This window comes from Granulicella tundricola MP5ACTX9 (assembly GCF_000178975.2).
GTDB lineage: Bacteria > Acidobacteriota > Terriglobia > Terriglobales > Acidobacteriaceae > Edaphobacter > Edaphobacter tundricola.
The window spans coordinates 1,621,147-1,641,131 of record NC_015064.1 but is presented as its reverse complement, the minus strand read 5'-3'; the positions used below and the strand labels follow the sequence as shown (position 1 = coordinate 1,641,131).

Annotated in this window: 21 protein-coding genes; 12 read left to right on the top strand and 9 right to left on the bottom strand. The window is 62.3% G+C overall.

What is annotated here, in order from left to right:
• Positions 1-97 precede the first annotated feature (97 nt).
• Positions 98-634, top strand: a complete 537-nt coding sequence (locus ACIX9_RS07030) for a molybdopterin-binding protein (protein WP_013579787.1) — start codon at positions 98-100, stop codon at positions 632-634.
• A 4-nt stretch (positions 635-638) separates the two neighbouring features.
• Here the strand turns inward: ACIX9_RS07030 and ACIX9_RS07025 are convergent, their stop codons facing one another.
• Genes ACIX9_RS07025 through ACIX9_RS07005 form a run of 6 tightly spaced genes read right to left on the bottom strand, consistent with a single transcriptional unit; the run spans position 639 to position 5,687 of the window.
• A complete protein-coding gene (locus ACIX9_RS07025; protein ID WP_013579786.1) occupies positions 639-1,049 on the bottom strand; it encodes a type II toxin-antitoxin system VapC family toxin in 411 nt (136 codons plus the stop codon).
• Positions 1,046-1,330, bottom strand: coding sequence for an isoprenoid biosynthesis enzyme family protein (locus ACIX9_RS07020; protein ID WP_013579785.1), 285 nt, complete (start codon positions 1,328-1,330; stop codon positions 1,046-1,048). Before ACIX9_RS07020 ends, ACIX9_RS07025 begins: the two co-directional genes overlap by 4 nt.
• Before the next feature lie 51 nt (positions 1,331-1,381).
• On the bottom strand, positions 1,382-1,681 hold the full coding sequence (locus ACIX9_RS26795) for a hypothetical protein (RefSeq protein ID WP_232298810.1): 300 nt from the start codon (positions 1,679-1,681) through the stop codon (positions 1,382-1,384).
• A 51-nt stretch (positions 1,682-1,732) separates the two neighbouring features.
• Positions 1,733-2,833, bottom strand: a complete 1,101-nt coding sequence (locus ACIX9_RS07015; protein WP_232298809.1) for a hypothetical protein — start codon at positions 2,831-2,833, stop codon at positions 1,733-1,735.
• A 6-nt stretch (positions 2,834-2,839) separates the two neighbouring features.
• The gene (locus ACIX9_RS07010) at positions 2,840-4,042 is read right to left on the bottom strand and encodes a hypothetical protein (protein ID WP_013579784.1); all 1,203 of its coding nucleotides are present in this window, start codon (positions 4,040-4,042) and stop codon (positions 2,840-2,842) included.
• A 52-nt stretch (positions 4,043-4,094) separates the two neighbouring features.
• Positions 4,095-5,687 carry a UbiD family decarboxylase gene (locus ACIX9_RS07005; RefSeq protein ID WP_013579783.1) on the bottom strand — a complete coding sequence of 531 codons (1,593 nt, stop codon included), beginning with the start codon at positions 5,685-5,687 and terminating at the stop codon, positions 4,095-4,097.
• Positions 5,688-5,790: 103 nt separating this feature from the next.
• Here ACIX9_RS07005 and ACIX9_RS24625 point away from each other — a divergent pair, with 103 nt between their 5' ends.
• On the top strand, positions 5,791-6,483 hold the full coding sequence (locus tag ACIX9_RS24625) for an FKBP-type peptidyl-prolyl cis-trans isomerase (RefSeq protein ID WP_013579782.1): 693 nt from the start codon (positions 5,791-5,793) through the stop codon (positions 6,481-6,483).
• A gap of 25 nt (positions 6,484-6,508) precedes the next feature.
• The gene (locus ACIX9_RS06995; RefSeq protein WP_013579781.1) at positions 6,509-8,257 is read left to right on the top strand and encodes an ABC transporter ATP-binding protein; all 1,749 of its coding nucleotides are present in this window, start codon (positions 6,509-6,511) and stop codon (positions 8,255-8,257) included.
• 6 nt (positions 8,258-8,263) lie between these two features.
• Here the strand turns inward: ACIX9_RS06995 and ACIX9_RS06990 are convergent, their stop codons facing one another.
• The 3 genes from ACIX9_RS06990 to ACIX9_RS06980 form a co-directional block, all read right to left on the bottom strand.
• A complete protein-coding gene (locus ACIX9_RS06990; protein ID WP_013579780.1) occupies positions 8,264-8,731 on the bottom strand; it encodes a flagellar export chaperone FliS in 468 nt (155 codons plus the stop codon).
• Between the two features lie 20 nt (positions 8,732-8,751).
• Entirely contained in the window at positions 8,752-10,128 is a 1,377-nt protein-coding gene (gene fliD, locus ACIX9_RS06985; RefSeq protein WP_013579779.1) for a flagellar filament capping protein FliD, read from the bottom strand.
• Positions 10,129-10,289: 161 nt separating this feature from the next.
• Positions 10,290-11,516: a flagellin N-terminal helical domain-containing protein gene (locus tag ACIX9_RS06980; RefSeq protein ID WP_013579778.1), complete on the bottom strand. Its 1,227-nt coding sequence runs from the start codon at positions 11,514-11,516 to the stop codon at positions 10,290-10,292.
• 250 nt (positions 11,517-11,766) lie between these two features.
• Here ACIX9_RS06980 and ACIX9_RS06975 point away from each other — a divergent pair, with 250 nt between their 5' ends.
• The 9 genes from ACIX9_RS06975 (at position 11,767) to sdhA (ending at position 19,983) form a co-directional block, all read left to right on the top strand.
• Positions 11,767-12,045 (top strand): flagellar FlbD family protein, encoded by a 279-nt coding sequence (locus tag ACIX9_RS06975; RefSeq protein ID WP_013579777.1) that lies wholly within the window; start codon positions 11,767-11,769, stop codon positions 12,043-12,045.
• Positions 12,046-12,114: 69 nt separating this feature from the next.
• The gene (locus tag ACIX9_RS06970) at positions 12,115-12,900 is read left to right on the top strand and encodes a flagellar motor protein (RefSeq protein WP_013579776.1); all 786 of its coding nucleotides are present in this window, start codon (positions 12,115-12,117) and stop codon (positions 12,898-12,900) included.
• Between the two features lie 8 nt (positions 12,901-12,908).
• Entirely contained in the window at positions 12,909-13,676 is a 768-nt protein-coding gene (locus ACIX9_RS06965; protein WP_013579775.1) for a flagellar motor protein MotB, read from the top strand.
• A 52-nt stretch (positions 13,677-13,728) separates the two neighbouring features.
• Positions 13,729-14,109, top strand: coding sequence for a hypothetical protein (locus tag ACIX9_RS25660; RefSeq protein ID WP_013579774.1), 381 nt, complete (start codon positions 13,729-13,731; stop codon positions 14,107-14,109).
• A 79-nt stretch (positions 14,110-14,188) separates the two neighbouring features.
• Positions 14,189-15,673 (top strand): hypothetical protein, encoded by a 1,485-nt coding sequence (locus ACIX9_RS06950; protein ID WP_013579773.1) that lies wholly within the window; start codon positions 14,189-14,191, stop codon positions 15,671-15,673.
• 54 nt (positions 15,674-15,727) lie between these two features.
• Positions 15,728-16,180, top strand: a complete 453-nt coding sequence (locus ACIX9_RS23615) for a DMP19 family protein (protein ID WP_013579772.1) — start codon at positions 15,728-15,730, stop codon at positions 16,178-16,180.
• A 5-nt stretch (positions 16,181-16,185) separates the two neighbouring features.
• Positions 16,186-16,818 carry a non-canonical purine NTP pyrophosphatase gene (locus tag ACIX9_RS06940; protein ID WP_013579771.1) on the top strand — a complete coding sequence of 211 codons (633 nt, stop codon included), beginning with the start codon at positions 16,186-16,188 and terminating at the stop codon, positions 16,816-16,818.
• 247 nt (positions 16,819-17,065) lie between these two features.
• Positions 17,066-17,872: a succinate dehydrogenase gene (locus ACIX9_RS06935; protein ID WP_013579770.1), complete on the top strand. Its 807-nt coding sequence runs from the start codon at positions 17,066-17,068 to the stop codon at positions 17,870-17,872.
• A 341-nt stretch (positions 17,873-18,213) separates the two neighbouring features.
• On the top strand, positions 18,214-19,983 hold the full coding sequence (gene sdhA, locus ACIX9_RS06930; protein WP_013579769.1) for a succinate dehydrogenase flavoprotein subunit: 1,770 nt from the start codon (positions 18,214-18,216) through the stop codon (positions 19,981-19,983).
• The last annotated feature ends 2 nt before the right edge of the window (positions 19,984-19,985 follow it).

Below are 19,985 nucleotides of genomic sequence, written 5' to 3'. Positions count from 1 at the left end.
GGGGAGGCCTGTTGACGGGAGCGGCAAGGAAGAGTGGTTTTTGTGGGCGGGTTGGGGTACCTTAGGGCTCGGACGAGATCTGATGGGAGAGATGCGGATGCGAAACAAGCTGGCTGGCGCGGTGTTGGGACTGACTCTGGGAGTATTTGCTGGCGCTTCCGCGCAAACTGCCGCTCCGGCGGCTGAGACGCACATCCACAAGCCTTCCGCGCCTTCGACCAGCCTGACGCTCACCGTCGATGGCAAAACCGTCAAGCTGACCCCGGACGAGCTGGCCGCCATGCCGCAGCGCACCATCACGGCGCACAACGGTCACAGCAAAGTCGATGAAGTCTATATGGGCGTGGCGGTTAGCGATCTGCTGGCAAAGCAGGGCGTCACCATGGCCGGCGATGGGGCGAAGAAGGTCTATCGCAGCTACCTGCGTGCGACCGGCACGGATAAGTATTGGGTGCTCTTCGCTGCGTCTGAGGTCGAAGGCGAGATGCACCAGGGTGACGTCATTATCGCGCTGACCGTCGACGGTAAGCCCCTGACGGAGGATGGGAAGTTCAAGCTGGTGTCGACTGAGGACAAACGGCCGGCGCGGTGGGTTAGGAATCTTGAGTCGCTGGTGTTTGTGACGGTGGAATAGGCCTCTACAGGTCTTCCGGAGCCACCGCTACGAGACCATCGAAGCTGGTTCCGAAGAAGCGATGATCTCGTGTGAGAAGTCGGTCCGCGTTCAGGATGGCGTCGGCGGCGATAAGGAAGTCCGCGAGAATGCGCTCCCTGGACCCGCCCCGTTCGCGATACTGCTCAAACAACCGCCCTGCGAGAAATGCGGTTGATTCATCAACCCCCCGCACGGCACATTCAAACTGTTCAAGCAGAGCATCCAGATTTCGGCGATTCGAAAACCGCCTCGCCAGTTCCGCATAGCAGATGGCTGAGGTCGTGAGAGTACCGAATGCGGCGGCGATGACAAGTGAGTTCGTTGCCGAAGCCGAACCAAGCTCAGAATAGATAATCGCACTGAGCAGGACGTTGGTATCGACGACTGTCCTCATCGACCACGCATATCGTCGATGTACTCATCCACCGACTTCCAACCTTCCGCAAGAAACTGCTCTCTCACAGGGCCACCATACTTCTCGATGGCATCTTTGGCCCGCTTCAATCGATTCTCCAGAGACATGGTCGCTTCTCCGGCCAATCTTCTGCTGACCTTGACCGCACCTTCTGTCGCCTCCAGTTCAACCTGAACGTTGGCAGACACACCCAGGTGTTCAAGGATCTCCTGCGGCAGCTTGATCTGTCCCTCATGGTCTACCGTGGCGATATAGGTCATGCTTCGAGTATGAAACTGCTGAGTCCGGCTGGCAAGACGAATATATGTGCTTTACTGCACATTCGCGTCGAAGACCCCCGTCTCGACCGTCCCACCATGCTTCATCTGCACGAAGATCCGGTACTTCCCTGCCGTTGGAAATCCATACGGGAAGTCCACCTCAGGCGCGATCGGCCCGGAGGTTTCCATACCGCTCATCGGGTTCGTCAGCATGACATCCGCCATCGCCGCAGAGCCCTCCGGATGCGTATGCGCGAAGACCGTGCCGTCCGTTTTGACGAAGGCGGCGTGACCGGCCATACCGAGATAAGGCTGCATCTGCGTGGCGGGATTCCCTTGCGGGTCAGTCAACTGGAAGTGGAAGGCGTACGCGGTGGATGCGGTGAGTGTCGCCGGACGATCCTAGGTCATCGTATAGCCATCGGGCAGCTTATCGGACGGACCCAATGGACCCCGGCTCAGAGGTGCTGGGTGCGCCTCAGCATCATCCTGCGCGAGGGGAACAGAGGACGTGGCCACCGGAATGTCGAGCGTCGCAAGCAGCGTCTCCGGGAACCCGTTGGCGTGGACTACATCGCCATACAGGCGGTACTGGCCTGCGGGCATCGGCGGAAGGTTCATGCGGAAGTCACCCGGCGCAACCAGGCTGGGATGCAGATGATAAGCAGCATCCATCTCCGGTTCACGGATGGCATAGAGGTGAATCAGCTTGCCGTGATCGGGCAGGTAGTCGTCGTTGAGGCGCTTGCCGGTCAGTTTGGACGAGGCCTCTGGATTAGGCCTGAACTTTGCGACCAGCAGGTCCATCTGATCGCCTTTTAGAGTGGCGGAGGTGGTCGGCCTGGTATAGATATTCTCCGCGTAGCCCGCCGCCTCGACGTTCCACCACTTGGCCCCCAGATAGACAAACAGCGCCATCACCGCGAGGCTCGCAACCATGGCGAGCAGGCTGCGACGGCGGAGGTTCGGAGTGGGAATAAGGCCCGGACGCAGACGGGCTTCACGAAAGGACGCAGCGACGATGCCGCCCATCGACAGCACGAGAAAGAGTCCCAGCGCGGCCAGACCCCAGCCCATGGCAGGCTGCATCTTCAGGGTCTCCAGCGGCACGGCGAGAACCGGCACCGAGGCGGACTGGTGCCCGGAGGGCCCGTCGACATCCAGACGGACCTGCCATGCCCCGGCAGCCATGATCCACACGCCGCCGGTATAAAAGGCAGGATCGACCTTGGAGGCGGTCATAACGTCCGCAGCCGGTGGATGTTTGGAGGCCTCGCCGGTCATGGGCAGAGGCGTGATGGACAGTCCGGTGATGGAAGCGCCGAAGCTTCGAATCTCAACCGTCGCAATGCCGGGGATGACGTTCGGCGGCCGGATGGTGACGTTGAGGATATACGGGCCGGCGTGGACCGTCTCAAAGACGTCTTTGGAGCCGACGTGACCGAACACCGTCAGCGGAAGCGCGAATAGAAAGAGGAGTACCAGGGAGATACGTCTCGTCATCGCCGCCTACCGCTGCACGCCGCGCATCCAGCCGCCGAAGCGCAGGCCGATCCACGTGCTGACCGCACCACAGACCGCTGCGACGGCCAGGCCGATGGGAATGGCTGCACCCCGTGCCACGTCAATAAACTCGCGTAACCGGTCCGGGCCGTCGGGGCGCGAGTTGTAGTCGAAGTACATGGTGCCGAAGAAGCGATTCTCGCTCGCCTTCGAGAGAAGGAAGCTCGCAAACGGCCACTCCACCGCAAACAGGATGACGGTAAACAACGCACCTGCCGCAAGCGCGATCTGCCACGCCTTCCAGCTTTTTGCACGGCGGAACAGCAGGTCAAGCGCGATGGCCGGCACGATGATCAGGACGGGGAACTTGGTGGGGATCAGGTGCGTCACCGGGAAGAAGACGGGGCCGAGTTTGGGGCTCGCAGGAACCAGCGGGAAGATCAGGATCTCGCCAATAGAGATGACCATATAGATGGCGCTGGCGATGGTTGCAGCCCAGGGATGGCGCGTGGTGCGGGAGAGCAGCGCAAACACCGCGGGCAACGCAACCGCCATCGCAATGTACGGGACCATCCTGTGCAGGCCAACGTCGAACGTCTGCTCCAGCAGGAAGAACATCTGGCCCACGACCATCAACCCACCCATATAAAGGAAGAGCCGCTGCAGCGTCTTGTGGGTCGATCCGGTCTCCTCGCCTACAGACTCCGCGCGGTTCATCGCGGCAAGAATCAGGAAGAGCACGCCGAACGAGACCGCACGAATCCCCAGGATCAGCAGCGTGTGCGGCGGTGAGATGATCTTGACGTCCAGGCCATAGGCGTTGTGCCACCAGTTATCGAACGGCGCGCTGGTCAGCATGGCGATGCCGCCCCACGCCGCAATGAACGCTCCCAGCGGCGCGCGGAAGCCGAGCACCTGCACGGAAACATCCTTCATTTGCTGCGACTTGCTGAAGGTCGTCGCCAGGATCAGGTAGCCGCAGACCACCGCCGCAATCACCCCGCAGGCATAGATCGCAATGTGCGCGGGAGTCAGGAACGAGTCACGCCCGATCGAGCGATGCCACGCCACATCCCACGCGCCGCCAAACGACGCGGAGGTCACGGCGAGAACGCCTGCCCAGATCGTCCACGGAACGCCCTGCTGCGCGCTTGCTGCAACGGCGGGAATGGACGCGGAGTTCGGGAACGAAACAACGGAGGTGGACATCGCAGATTCCTCGGGAAACTTGCCGAAATTCTACACCCCCGCCGCGCCATTGCTAGCGAATCTTCAGCTTCGGCCAAAGCGCGTCTACCTTCGCCTTGACCTCCTTCGGCATGGCGAGCATAGGAGGCCACTGCCGCGTAAAGCCTTCGGCAGCCCACTTGCGCGTCGCGTCGATGCCCATCTTGGAGCCAAAGTTGGGCAGGCGGCTGGCGTGGTCCAGCGAATCCACCGGCCCCAGCGTGAACTGGATGTCGCGCTCCGGATCTATATTGTTGGCCGTGCGGAGCGTGACTTCGTTCAGGTCCTGCACGTCGCAGTCCTCGTCCACGACGATGATGCACTTGGTGAACATCGCCTGCCCCATCGCCCAGACACCGTTCATGACCTTGCGCGCGTGGCCCGCGTACGACTTGCGGATGGACACGATCATCAGGTTGTGGAACACGCCTGCCGCCGGCAGGTTCACGTCCACGATCTCCGGCATGGTCAACTGCATCAACGGCAGGAAGATGCGCTCCACGGCCTTGCCCATCCAGGCATCTTCCATGGGCGGCTTGCCTACGACGGTCGCCGCGTAGACCGGATTCTTGCGGTGCGTGATGGCGGTCAGGTGAAAGACCGGGTACTCATCCTGCATGGTGTAGAAGCCGGTGTGATCGCCGAATGGCCCCTCGGTGCGTAGCTCGCCCAGATTGACGAAGCCCTCAAGGATGTACTCCGCGTGGGCAGGGACTTCGAGATCCACCGTCTCCGCCTTCACCAGCTCCAGCGGTTTCTGGCGCAGGAAGCCGGAGATCAGATACTCCTCAATCTCAGGCGGCGCAGGGACGATTGCGGAAAAGGTCGTCGCAGGGTCCGTGCCAATGGCCACCGCGACCTCCATGCGGTCGCCGCGAATCTTGGTGATCGTCTGCTGGTTCAGCGACGAAAGATCCGGCGCGGCAACCGTGCCGCCGGCGGTCAGGGCCATCAGATCGACCGCAGCCGTGGCGTCCTCAGAGCTGGCGCGGAGCCGGTCGCGAAGCTGCTCGGCTGCGTTCTTCTGGCGCTGCCAGTGCATGCCCGTCGTCTGCTTGTCATAGACCTGCATCCGGTACATGCCGACGTTGCGCTTGCCGGATTTGCTATCCCGCGTGATCACGCACGGCAGCGTGATGAACGGACCGCCGTCCTGCGGCCAGGTGGTCAGGATGGGGAGCTTGCTCAGGTCGACGTCCGCGCCTTTGTGGATGACCTGCTTGCACGCGGCATCGGCCTTATCGATCACTTTGGGGAAAAAGCTCCCCACTTCAGCGAGCATGGGCAACAGCTTCAGCTTGTCCATGAAGCCGGTGGGCGTGGGAGGATGCAGCAGCGTGCGGATACGGCCTGCGATATCGTCCAGCGAGGGAACCTCCAGCGCAAGCTGCATCCGCCGCTCAGACCCGAACTGGTTCATCAGCACTCGCGCGCCGGGGTGGCCGGTGACGTTCTCAAACAGCAGCGCGGGGCCTCCAGGGCCCTTCGTCGCAGTGGCCGGCATCTTCGCGGCGCGGTCGGCGATCTCCGCCATCTCCAGGTACGGGCTCACCGGCTCCTTGATCACTACCAGCTCATCCGCCTTGTCCAGACGGGCAATCCACTCGCGCAAATCCTTGTAGGCCAATTCCCTGCTCGCTTTCTTTCAACCTCTTCGATGGTAAAGCAGCGCGGCCCTCTTACCGGGCTGTCACCTCCCCGGCGATTTGACGATGTAACATAAACCCATCATGAAGCTCACCCCCGCGCTCGTCCTCCTGTCCCTGGCCGCCCCGGCCTTGGCCCAAACCGCAGCCAAGCCCGCCGTGCATCACTCGACCACCGCGACCCACCGGGCCGCGACCGGCGCCTGTGCTGACATGCCGCTGCTCGACGCCAAGATCCCCAAGATCGCCGGCTGCCCCAAGACCCTCTTCGCGCTGCGGTACATCGATACCCTCGTCGGCACCGGTCCGCTGGCCATGCCGCTGAAGCTCTACACGGTCAACTACACCGGCTACCTGCTGAACGGGACCAAGTTTGATTCGTCGGTCGACCGTAAAGACCCCATCGTCTTCCCCGCGGGCGTTCACCGCGTGATCACCGGCTGGGACACGGGCTTTGAGGGCATGCACGTTGGTGGAAAGCGCCGCCTGTTTATCCCGTATGAACTCGCCTACGGCGATGCCGGCAAGCCCCCTACCATCCCGGCCAAGTCCATGCTGGTCTTTGACGTGGAACTGATCGCCCAGGCCGACTTCCCGCAGCAGCCGCCACCGCAGCCCCGCCCGGCCACCGCAACCCCGCCCCCAGCAAGCACCAAGCCTGCTGACGACGGAGCCAAGCCCGCCACCATTCCCGGAGCCGACCCGACCAAGCCGACCACCGTCACCCCGCCTGCCGGTTCGGCGGCCACACCCCCCGCAACAACTCCGAAGCCTTAGTACCCCGAGGCTCATCTAACCAACAATGCCCGATCGTTTAAAGCCGCTCGTACCCTACCTCAAGCGTTACTGGAAGCACCTCGCCTGGGGTGGGGTCGCGGTGATCATCTATAACTTCGTCAAGGCGATGCTCCCCATCGTCATCGGCCATGCGGTGGACGACCTCAAGATCGAGGTCACCACGACGAAGATCATCCATCACTCGCTGCTGTTGCTGGCGGTGGCCGCGACCTCCGCCGTCTTCCTCTATATCACCCGCCAGGTCCTCATCGGCGCATCGCGTGAGATCGAGTTCGACCTCCGCAACGACCTCTTCGCCAACCTCGAACGCCAGTCGCCCGCCTTCTACCAGACCCACCGCACCGGCGACATCATGGCCCGCACCACCAACGACCTCAGCGCCGTGCGCCAGTTGCTGGGGCCGGCCATCATGTACAGCGCGAACACTATCTTCTTCACCGCCGCGTCGCTGCCGTTCATGTTCCGCATCAGCCCCAGACTGACGTTCTTTGCGTTCGTTCCGCTGCCCCTGGCCTCGCTGCTGGTGCAGCAGTTCGGCGCACGGATTCATAAACGCTTCGAGCGCATCCAAGCCATGTTCTCTGACATCTCCGCCAAGGCCCAGGAGAACTTCTCCGGCGCACGCCTCATCCGCGCCTTTGCCCAGGAAGATGCGGAGATCGCCTCTTTTGAGGCAGCCAATCAGGAGAACGTCAACCGCAGCCTCCACCTCGTGCGCCTGATGGCGATGCTCTGGCCTACGCTCGAGTTCGTGCTTGGCCTGTCGCTGATGATCACGCTGCTGGTGGGCGGACATGAGGTTGTGCTGCACCATATCTCCGTCGGCCAGTTTACGGAGTTCATGGTCTATATGGTCCAGCTCACGTGGCCCATGATCGCCATCGGCTGGGTCGTCAACCTCTTCCAGCGCGGCACCGCCAGCGTGATCCGCATCGACGAAATTCTCAAGCAGAAGCCGGATATCGCGGACGATCCCGCACTCATCCGCGAGCAGCCCGCGTTCGCCGGAGAGATCGAGTTCCGCAATCTGAACTTTGCCTATAACCCCGGCACGCCCGTCCTGCACAACATCAACCTGCGCATCCCCGCCGGCACAAGCCTCGCCATCGTCGGGCCCACTGGCTCAGGCAAATCGACGCTGGTGAACCTGATCCCGCGTCTCTACGATTCGGCGGACGGTTCAGTGCTCGTAGACGGTCTACCCATCCGCGGGTTCCCGCTGAAAACGCTGCGCGGCAACGTCGGCGTAGTCCCGCAGGAGACCTTCCTCTTCTCCGATTCCATCCACCACAACATTACCTTCGGCGCACCCGACGCCACGCTCCAGCAGGTGGAAGACGCGGCCACCGTAGCCCACATCCGCACCGAGATCCTCGAATTCCCCAAAAGCTTCGAGACCCTGGTCGGCGAGCGTGGCGTCACCCTCTCCGGCGGCCAGAAGCAGCGCACCGCCATCGCACGCGCCGTGATCCGCGATCCCCGCATCCTCATCCTTGACGACGCGCTCGCCTCCGTCGATACCTACACGGAAGAGCGCATCCTCAGCGGCCTGCGCGGCGTCATGCAGGGCCGCACGACGATCCTCATCTCTCACCGCACCTCAACCGCACGCAACGCAGATCAGATCGCCGTGCTGGTCGAGGGCCGCATCGCGGAGCTAGGCACGCATGATGAGTTGCTCGCACGCGGCGGCTACTACACACACCTCTATGAGAAGCAGCAGCTTGAAGAAGAGCTCGCCGTAGCAAACTAAGCAAGACTAAGCGGACCACCGCGATGCAGCGGCCTGTTCCTGCTGCGCATGGACCGGCGCAACAAAACGCTCTTCGCGCGTCCGCAACTCGCGCGGCAGCACCTTACCTGCATCAGGATCACGCGCCACGATCGCCCACGCCTCCCGCACATTCCGCACGCAGTCGATGACCTCCATGAAGCCATCAACGGAACCGATATGCGAGGCCTCCAGCGTCATCGTGAACATGGCCGCATAGAAGTCGGACAACGAAGCCGCCGCGCGACCGCCCACGTCCGGCCGCAGCCTGGCCTGCAGATAGATGAAGATGTCCACGGCCTTCTTCACCGCGATCCTGCGCCCAATCACGTCCTCTTCCCGCGCACTGTCGGCCGCGCGATAGAGGTTGCGGATCGCCGCGTCATAGAGCGCCACAATCAACTCCACTCCGGTGGCGCCCACAAGGGACTGCTGCTGATAGGACATCGCTTCCATACTGCCTCCTCGAACCTCTGCTAAGCCTGCGTCTGGTTGTAGCCCGTCTCCGCGCTATACAGCTTGTTGACTTCGTCGATCTGCGAAGGAATCGCCTGCAACTCCTGGTTGGCCAGGTTCAGCTCCGCCGTCAGCGCCGTGCTCTCTGTCGCAATATGCGCGTCTTCATTGGCGATATTCGTGTTGATCCCCAACTCTTCGGTCGAGTTCTGCGCCAGCGCAAGCGAGATCGCGCCTGTCGTCGAGTTCGTGCCGAGCTGGTTCAACGTCGTCGTCAGGCTCTGCCCAAAGCTCCCGGAGGCTTGAAAAAAGCCTGCAATATCGCTGTAGTTGGAGTTCAATGCGGCGTCCAGCGTATCCGTATTCAACGAGAGCGAACCATCGGAGCCCACCGAAAGTCCTAGCTGCGTTATGCTCGAGACCTTCCCGCTGGCCGCGCCGGAGAAGAGCGCCTGCGAAAGCTGGGTCTGCAACAGAGAGAGCGTGGGATTGCCATAAAGCGGCTCCGCGGTCCCGGTCGAATCGTTCTTCTCCTGCGCCGCAATGCTGCTGTTGACCGCGTTATACGCCGTCACAAACGATTGCACCGCCGACTCCAATGAGCTGTTATCGTTCGTAATCTGAATCTGCACTGAGGTGTTGCTCGATCCCGCGGGCGCTGAAAGCAATTGAAACGTAACCCCTGGAATCGCCGTCGTCACGGTGTTGGAGGCGCTCGTCGTGGCGAGTCCATCGACCGTCAGACTCGCATCCTTACCAGCCTGCCCTTCTGTGAATCCCACCGCCGTCGAAGTCGTGGTATCGGTGAGGTTGGAAGTAATGGTGGCCTCACCCGCCGCGCCGCTGGTGTTGCTCACAAGAGAAAGCCGCGAGCCGGTCGTACTCGTCACTACACTGGCCGCAACCCCGTAGGAGCCGGAGTTGATCGCAGCCGCCAGCGTCGACAGTGAGTTGATGCTGCTGCCCAGCGTGATCGTCTGCGTGCCGGAGCCGATCGCAATCGTCAAGCTCCCGCCCAGCGTATCGCTTGCAGACGTGATCTGGTCTGAGTAGCTCGATGAGGTCTGCGCCAGGTTGTTCACCACCACCGTATGGCTGCCCGCCACGGCCGACGTACTCGCGGAAGTCAGCGTCAGCACGTCGGTATCGGAGCTGGAGCCCTGCTTGGCTGCGAACAGTCCATCAAAACTCGTCAGCGAAGACAAAGAGGTAGAAAGCGTAGAGAGCTGCGTGCCCAGAGACGAAAACGCCGCATCCTGCGATTGCAGGCTCGTCAGCCGCGCCTTCCAAGGCGTCTCCACGCCTGACTCGATCGCAAGGATCGAACTCACCGTTGTCGCCACATCGAATCCTGCGCCACTGGTCGCCGAGCCGAAGCTCAATCCCACGGTTCCCATACGCTCTCCCTCTTGCCTGCTGATAACAGTTGCAACCCACAGGCCAAAGCCGATGCGGCTGCATTAGAACTCTCTTGTCCTGCGTTTCTGCGGCGCAATCGGAGCAGGGGCAGGCCCCATGTGGACCTGCCCCTACCCTGCCTGCTGTGATACCGCGTGGACTATTGCAGCAGCTTCAGAACCTCCTGCTGCACGCTATTGGCCTGGGCCAGGGCGCTGATACCGGTCTGAGAGAGGACCTCATACTTGGCCAGATCGCTGGTGGCCTGACCGTAGTTGGTCTCGCGGATGTTGCTCTCCGCCGCCGTCAGGTTTTCGCTCTCGGTGGAAGCCACGCCGGACGCCGCGGTAAGCTGGTTCACATCCGCGCCGATGATGCCGCGCTGATACGCAACCGCCGCAATCGCGGAGGTCACGGTCGTCAGAACCGTCTGCGCGGTGGCCTGCGTCAGGGTCGAGACGGTGGACTGGGTGAAGTCGATTCCAGCCGCCGGTCCTGCGGTGGAAGTCGCTTGAGCATAGTCGGTCAAGGCCGTACCCGTGACCACCAGCGTGTTCGTGCCGGCGGTGGTATTCGCAGCATCCTGCGGTCCGGTGATGGTCAGCTTGCCGGAGACCAGGCTGGCAGTCACACCGTTATTGGCAGCGTTGTACTGCGCGTTCAACTGGCTGACGACATCGGACAGCGCAGTGCCCTTGGCGATCGTCGAGACCACAGCAGTACCGCCCGTGCCGACAGCCACGCTGATGGTGCCGCCAACCGAATCGGTCGTCGCAGCCAGAGCGCCGAAGGTAGCGACTGAACCTGCCGTCAGTGTGGAGGCGGTCGGAGTCGGGTTGGTGATGGCGATGCCCGCGCCGACCGGTGCCGTCTCGCCGACACCGCCCTTGGCCAGCGTGCCGACCACGTCACTGTAGACATTGGCGCCGCTGACGGTGCCGTCAGAGACGAACACCGTCTTTGCCGTCGACGTGAAGACGCTGCGGCCGTTGAAGTTGGTCGTCACGCCAATGTTGCCGATCTCCGAAAGAATGTTCTGATACTCCTGGTTGGCGGAGCTGACCTGGTTGCTGTTCAGTGTGCCGTTGGCGGCCTCGGTTGAAAGCGTAACCGCGCGGTTGAGCAGGTTGGTCACCTGCGAAAGAGCGCCGTCTGCCGTCTGCAGCAGGCCGATGCCGTCGCTTGCGTTGGCCGCCGACTGCGTCAGCGCGGACTCGTTGGCTGCAAGTCCATCCGCAACGGCCAGCCCGGCCGCGTCGTCAGAACCAGAGTTGATGCGAGAACCGGAAGAGAGCTGCGTGAGCGTGTTCTGCAGGCTGGCCTGCGTGTTGTTGAGATTGTTCTGCGCGTAGATGGCTGCGATGTTGTTCAGTACGCCCAATGACATATAGTCCGCTCCTGTGACTCGGTTTAAGGTGCCGCGCCGCCTGTCCCGGGTCCTTGCAGGAGATCGTTCAGTTGCTGCTCTGACCGGCTCCCCGCAGCTTGCGGATGGCTTCGCGTTCAACCACTCCATCGGCGTGGACCGGTGCGACTTTAGGTTTTCCTCTCCCCGCCCTTCATTTCGCAATCACTTGTATAGGTGACTCTCGCCATCCCTTTATGAGCCGATAAGCCCCATAGGAGGCATCCTCTCAATGATCGACCTGACACGCTTGAACGGGCACCGGCTCATCCTCAACTGCGACCTCATCCGCTTCGCCGAGCCTGCACCCGACACCACCATCACCTTAGTCACCGGAGAAAAGCTCATCGTGCGTGAGTCCTGTGACGAGCTCATTGCGCGCATGCTCGCCTGGCGCGGCAGCGTCCTCCGCACCGCATGGCCGGACGCAGCTTCAGCCCTCTTCGCCAAGACAGACGACCTCGCCCACAAGCACGCACATGCTCATCCCAAGCACGACTCGGATTGCTAGCCCCAACTGACAGCCCTCTTCTCGTGAACCTTTTCGCACCAGTCCGGAACCCTTTCAGGAGCTGAAACCATGGACCTCGCCAGCATTGGCGGTATCGTACTCGCGCTGGCCGGCATTCTCGCCGGCATGATGATTGAAGGCGGCAGCATCGCGCAGATCACGCAGCCCACCGCCGCCATGATCGTGCTCGGCGGCACCATCGGCGCGGTCATGCTGCAGTTCCCTATGAATATCTTCTTGGCCGCCATGAAGCAGATCGTCAAGGTCTTCCTGCATAAGGGTCATGACGGTGAAGCCGTCCTCGCCCAGATCGTGGACTTCGCCAACAAGGCCCGCAAAAGCGGCATCGTCTCGCTCGACGCAGAGCTCGCCGCCGTACACGATCCCTTCCTCAAGCAAGCCCTCATGCTCGCTGTCGACGGCACAGAACCCAGCGAGCTTCGCAAGATTATGCAGCTTGAGCTCGACAACAAGAGCACCATCGAAGAAAAAATCCCCGCCGTCTTTGAAGCCATGGGCGGCTACTCCCCCACCGTCGGCATCATCGGAGCCGTGCTCGGCCTCATCCAGGTCATGAAGTCTCTGGACAACATCGATGAGGTCGGCCGCGGCATCGCCACCGCCTTCGTCGCCACCATCTACGGCGTCGCCGTCGCCAACCTCATCTGCCTCCCTGCCGCCGGCAAGCTGAAGTTCCGCCATGCCGAAGAGGTCATGCTCAAGGAGATGATGCTGGAAGGCGTCTGCTCCATCCTGGAAGGTATGAACCCGCGCATGATCGAGACCAAGCTCCGCACCTTCCTCTTTGAAAGCAAGCCCGGCGCTGAGAGCGCAAGCAAACCCGCCGAAGCCTAAGGAGACCCATGAGCAAGAAGAAGCATCCCGAGCACGTCAACCACGAACGCTGGCTCGTCTCCTATGCCGATTTCATCACGCTCCTCTTCGCCTTCTTCGTCGTCCTCTTCGCCTCCGGCCAGAACGACAAGCGCAAGCAGGTCATGCTCGCCCACGCCGTGCAGTCCGCCTTCATGCACAACGGCATCTTCGACCAGCACTCCAAGACCCCGCCCATCACCACCGACGGCAACTCGTCCCTCAACCTCGCCACCGCTCCCATCGCCCTGCCCGTCCCCAGTGCGGCAGAGTCCGCTGAAGCCACCGAGATCAGACTCAAGGAGGTCGTCAAAGCCCAGGTGGAAAAGAAGCAGCTCACCAGCGACGCCGTCAGCGTACGCGCCACCGGCGACGGCCTCGTCGTCTCCCTGCGCGAGGCCGGCTTCTTCGCCTCCGGCTCGGCAGACGTCCGCCCGGAAGCCCTGGCCGTCCTCCAGACCGTAGCCGCCGCACTCCCTCGCCAGTCCATGCGCGTGGAAGGCCACACCGATAACATCCCCATCCACACCACGCAGTTCGCCACCAACTGGGAGCTCTCCACCGCACGCGCCGCCACCATCACGCGCCTGCTCATCGCCCAGAACGCCGTCGACCCCGCCCAGGTCTCAGCCGCAGGCGACGCCGAGTTCCGCCCCATCGCAGACAACGCCACGGACGCCGGCCGAGCCCAGAATCGCCGCGTCGATATCATCCTGTTGAAGGCAGCAGCCCCAACCACTCAGGCACCCCCAAAGTGACCCGCCCTGTGGCTCTTTGAACCTTTCGCTCGAATGCTCCTATACTGGGTGCATGGCATTGCAGAAGAACCCGGCCTCCCGCTCCAGCACCTTCCGCTGGATCGTGTCGTCCCTGCTCTGTCTCCTCGCCCTCGTCATCGCCGTGGTCCCCTGCTCCGCCGCCATGCAACCCACTGCAAGCATGATGGCCATGCCGCCCGCTGCCCATTGCGCTGAGTGCTGCCCCCAATCCACCCAGTCCGTTGCGGCTCTTTGCTGTGTAGCGCCCCTGCCGCCGGCACAGCAGATCTCGTTGGCCTCCTACGCCCTCCCTGCCCCATCATCGAACCTGACCACGGCGCTCCCAACGCTCACCATGAAGACCGATGCCCCCTCACAAGCATCCGCATCGATCCAGCTCCGCCCACCTCTCCATCCCATCCTGAGGATCTGAAGCTCGTCCCGCTGACCTGGCCGCAGTGCGTCTGCGAGCCCCTCCGTCATCGAACGACCTTTCCACCTCAGGACTCCTCATGAAGCTCCAGCACCTGCTCGCCAGCGCCTCCGCGCTCCTCTGCCTCTCCGTCTCTCAGGCCCAGCAATCCCCCATGCCAAACATGCCCGGCATGGAGATGCACCCGCCCGCCCAGGCTCCCAAGCAGCAAAAGCCCATGCAGGACATGCCCGGCATGGACATGACTGACTCCAGCATGTCCATGAACTCGATGATGAAGCCCGCCACAACCCTCATCGACTCCATCCTCCAGCACAGCTCCTCCGGCACCACCATTGAGACGCCCTCCGAACCCATGCGCATGTGGATGTCCGCCACCCCACGCCGCGGCTGGTCCCTCATGCTCCACGGCGACGCCTTCCTCGCCGACATCCAGCAGCACGCCACCGGCACCCCCACACCGCCCCCAGCCGCCGTCTGCACAGAGATCGCCGCCGCCTGCATCACGCCGGACCATCGCGGCACGGATAAGCTCTTCTCCACCAACTGGGTCATGCCCATGGGCATGCATAGCCTGAACCTCGGCAGCCATCAAGGCCAGTTCACCCTGCGCTCAATGCTCAGCATCGAGCCCGCCACTGTCCAGCAGGGCTTCTACCCCGAGCTCTTCCAGCAGGGCGAGACCGCCAATGGCAAAGCCATCGTAGACGGCCAGCACCCACACGACTTCGTCATGGAACTAGCCGCCCTCTACGATCTCCACCTCAGCAAGCATTCCCTCCTCAGCCTCTACGCCGCCCCCGTCGGCGACCCCGCCATCGGCCCCACCGCCTACCCCCACCGGCTCTCCGCGTCCGAAGATCCCATTGCCGCCCTCGGCCACCACCAGGAAGACTCCACCCACATCGCCTTCAACGTCTTCACCGCCGGGCTGACCTACAAGACCCTCCGCATAGAAGGCTCCGGCTTCCACGGGGCCGAGCCCACCGAAGCCCGCTGGCACTTTGCCCCATCCCCCAACGGCCACGCCGTCGATAGCTACTCCACCCGCATCACCTGGGTCCCAACCGCCAATCTCTCCGCCCAGTACAGCATCGCCCACATCACCAGCCCGGAGGCCCTCCACCCCGGCGAAGACCAGGGCCGCCAAACCGCCTCCGTCATGTACAACCGCCCGCGCAAGGACAGCAACTGGTCCAACACCTTCATCTGGGGCCGCACCAAGTCCCTCAAAGACGGCAGCATTGAAAACAGCTACCTCGCTGAATCCCTCCTCAACTTCCGAACCAACAACTTCGCATGGACCCGCGTCGAGTTCGCAGACCGCACCAGCGAACTCCTGCTCGACCAGTACCCCACCAACCCCAACCCGCCCGAGATCACCCTCGGCCACGTCCAGGCCTACTCCCTCGGCTACGACCGCCAGTACCGCATCGCCCCTCATCTCCTCGCCGCACCCGGAGCCCAGTTCACCCTTTACCGAGCCCCGGACCCACTCGTCTCCACCTACGGCCGCACGCCCTTCTCGGCCGTTGCCTTCATCCGCTTCCGCATCTCGCAATAATTTTTCCACCGCCCATCGGCCCTTCGGTGAAACGGAGCATTACAGTAGTCCCATATGGAAAACGAGCAGAGCTACACCGTCCTCATGGACACCGTCTGGGACGATATCAACATCTACGACGGACCCAGCGCCTTCCTCCTCAGCTACGCCTCCGCCGCGCAGCCCGCCGGCATCCTCTGCGCCGCGCACTTCGTCCAGGCGGAGGCCGTCAACGGAGGCTTCCATCAGCTCTTCATGAACAGCTCCGGCATCCTCGCGCCGGAGGCCGTCTTCGGCTTCCAGGAGCTCGGCATGATCAAAGCCGCTGAAGCCGTGGAGGCTGCCATCAAGCTCCTCGGCACAGGCTATCCGCTTGATCTCGCTGAGCGTCAGCAGCGCCTCGCCCAAGTCCCGGAGCGCTACCTCGCACCCCTCGACCAGCAGTTCGCCGAAGCCATCGACACTGAAAACGGAGGCTTTGAAAAAGTAGCTAATGAGTTCGTCAAGAACCTCGGCAAGGGAGCCTAGCGCTTTTGCCCCTCACTCTCTACATCGCCACCTCCAACCCCGGCAAGCTCCGCGACTTCGCCCACGCCGCAGCGAATCAAGAAGACCAAACCGGCACAGTCACCATCCTCCCCGTCTCTAACCTCTCGTCGATCCCCGAGCCCATCGAAGACGCCCCCACCTTCGAAGGCAACGCCTGCATCAAGGCCCTCGCCTACTCCGTCCTCGCGCCAGACCAGATCGTCCTCGCAGACGACTCTGGCATAGAACTCGACGCCCTCGCAGGAGCTCCCGGAGTCCGCTCCGCCCGCTTCGCAGAAGACGAAAACTTCCCCGCCACGCCCGGCCAGACAAAGGACGACCGCAACAACCAGGCCCTCCAGGCTCGCGCAGCCCACCTCACCGGAGTTCAACGCCGAGCCCGCTACCGCTGCGTCATAGCCGCCGCCCGCAACGGAGAGATCATCGCCAACGGCACCGGCTCCCTTGAAGGCATTCTGCTTGAATCCCCCCAAGGCAAAGAAGGCTTCGGCTACGACCCCTACTTCCTGGTTCCGGAAACCAACCAAACGATGGCCGAACTAGACCCCGCAACCCGCCTCACCCTCAGCCACCGCGGTCGAGCCCTCCGCGACCTCCTCCCCAAACTTCCTCACTGACACGTCGGGTGCCCCATCCTCGACGCAGTTTCATCGCGGCAGGGTGGGGTATCGATTGCGGAAGCAATCGACCGCTTTCCTACCCCTGCCCCAGCGGCTACCCTGCCAGAATCACAAAATCGCACAACCGAATCGATTACCGCACGAAAGCGACAGTTTTGTTGACCACCGTCCTCTACCAGCGGAATAATCACACTGCCGAACATTTGAGCAACAAACCAGCACCCATCAGCCTCAAGGAGTCCCCATGGCCGCCGCCGCACCCGTAGCCCCACCCGATCTCGCAGGCAGCAACAAGGGTGTCAAGCCCCTCCGCGCCGGCCAGGGCCACTCCTTCCTCTGGCGTCGCCTGCACTCCCTCTCCGGCATCATCCCCATCGGCGCCTTCCTCGTCGAGCACATCGTCTCCAACTTCGAAACCTGGAACGGTCCCCTCGCCTACGCCCAGCAGGTCAAGCTCCTCAACTCCCTCCCCCTCGTCCGCTTTCTGGAGTGGGGCCTCATCTTCATCCCGCTCGCCTTCCACGCCCTCTATGGCGTCTGGATCAGCTTCCGCGGCCGCGTCAACGTCAACGTCTACCCCTGGGCCAGCAACTGGATGTACATCACCCAGCGCGTCACCGGCATCATCGCCCTGGCGTACATCATCCAGCACGTTGTCCGCCAGCGCTTCATGGGTGTTCAATTGCCTGAACATCCGGGGGCAGCGTTTGCCAAGGTCCAGCACGAGCTCTCCAACCCCTGGATGCTCGCCATCTACGTCGTCGCCATGATCGCCACCACCTGGCACTTCGCCTATGGCATCTGGCTCTTCTGCGCCAAGTGGGGCATCACCCCCGGCGACAAGGCCCGCAAACGCATGGGCTACGCCTGCGCCGGCATCGGCTCGGTCCTCTGTCTCATGGGCCTCATCAGCATCTACGCCGTCGTCTACAAATACCCCAATGTCCCCCAGGATGTCATGCCCGAGCAGCCGGCCGGAGTCACACTACCAGCACCAAACATTGCGCCACCAAACTCAACCAATCCATCCCAGCCGGGAGAAATTCGGTGAAGATACAGAGTATCCATGACATTCATCCCCACTTTTATGTGGCTTGTCTAGGGATACTTCTAGGGATCTTGGCTCAGGAGAAAATTGAACGAGACCTCGTTAGCCAGCATGCAATGCCTCAAACCGTTTTGTGGCAACGGTCATCCCGGAAGCATCTATCGGCAGTGTTTCAAGCCCACCGGCAAAGATTTCCAAAAAGTGTATGGCGCACGCTAGTTGTATTCGGTTATGTTCTCTTTTTTTCTAGCATCGTCATTTTCTTCTTTGAGCGCTAACTGCTTTGTGAACTAAGTAATCTTCCACCGGTATCTGACCAAATTCGTAATAGCAGGACGACACTCATGGCAGCAACACCCCGCATCATCGTAGTAGGCGGAGGCCTAGCCGGTCTCGCCGCCGTCATCAAGATCGCAGAGTCCGGCGGCATCGTCGACCTCTTCTCCATCGTCCCGGTCAAGCGCTCCCACTCCGTCTGCGCCCAGGGCGGCATCAACGCGGCCAAGGACCTCAAAGGCGAAGGCGACTCCGTCCTCAAGCACTTTGACGACACCGTCTATGGCGGCGACTTCCTCGCCAACCAGACCCCCGTCAAGAACATGACCGCCCAAGGCCCCGCCATCATCGACCTCCTGGACCGCATGGGCGTACCCTTCAACCGCACGCCGGAAGGTCTGCTGGACTTCCGCCGCTTCGGAGGCACGCTCTACCAGCGCACCGCCTTCGCAGGCGCGACCACCGGCCAGCAGCTCCTCTACGGCCTCGACGAGCAGGTCCGCCGCCACGAGTCCGAAGGCAAGGTCACCAAGTACGAAGGCTGGGAGTTCCTCTCCGCAGTCCTCGACGACAACGGAGTCTGCCGCGGCATCTGCGCCATGGACCTCCGCTCCATGGAGACCCGCACCTTCCCTTGCGATGCGGTGATCATCTGCACTGGCGGCAACGGAGCCATCTTCGGCAAGTCCACCAACTCCGTCGTCTGCACCGGCTCCGCCCAGTCCGCCCTCTACCAGCAGGGAGCCTTCTACGCCAACGGCGAGTTCATCCAGGTCCACCCCACCGCCATCCCCGGGGAAGACAAGCTCCGCCTCATGTCGGAGTCCGCCCGCGGTGAAGGCGGCCGCGTCTGGGTCCCACGCGACCGCAACGAAAAGCGCGTCGCCAAGTCGATCCCCGAGGCCGACCGTTACTACTTCCTGGAAGAGCGTTACCCCAAGTACGGCAACCTCGTCCCCCGCGACATCGCCACGCGCGAGATCTTCAAGATCGTCTACGAAGACCAGATGGGCATCGACGGCCAGCCCATGGTCTACCTAGACCTCACCCACCTCCCCAAGGAACGCCTCCACAAGCTCGAAGGCATCCTGGAGATCTACGAGAAGTTCGTCGGAGATGATCCCCGCGAAGTCCCCATGAAGATCTTCCCCGGCGTCCACTACACCATGGGCGGCCTCTGGGTAGACTTCGACCAGAAGACCAACATCCCCGGCATCTTCGCCGCCGGTGAAGCCGACTACAGCATCCACGGAGCCAACCGCCTCGGTGCCAACTCCCTGCTCTCCTGCATCTACGCCGGCCTGCTCTCCGGCCCCAACGCCGTAGCCTACGCGAAGTCCCTTCCCGCCCAGGTAGGCGACGGAGGCCACGCCGCCGAGCTCGCCCGCCAGAAGACCCTCAACAACAAGCTCATCAACAACCCTGGCACGGAGAATCCCTTCAAGCTCTGGCGCGAACTCGGCGAGACCATGACCAAGCACGCCACCATCGTTCGTTACAACGCCGGCCTTGATGAAGCGGACGCAAAAATCGTAGAACTTCTCGCCCGCTACAAGAACATCAACCTCTCCGACAAGTCCCAGTGGGCCAACACCAGCTTCGCCTTCACCCGCCAGCTCTACAACATGCTGGAGCTCGCCCGCGTCATCGTCCAGGGCGCACGCCAGCGCGACGAATCCCGCGGAGCCCACTACAAACCGGACTTCCCCAACCGCAACGACGAACAGTTCCTCAAAACCACCAAGGCCGCCTTCGTCGACGGAGCCCCCAAGATCACCTACGAAGAAGTAGACACCCAGTGGATCAAACCCCGCCCCCGCGTCTACTCATCAACCTGAGG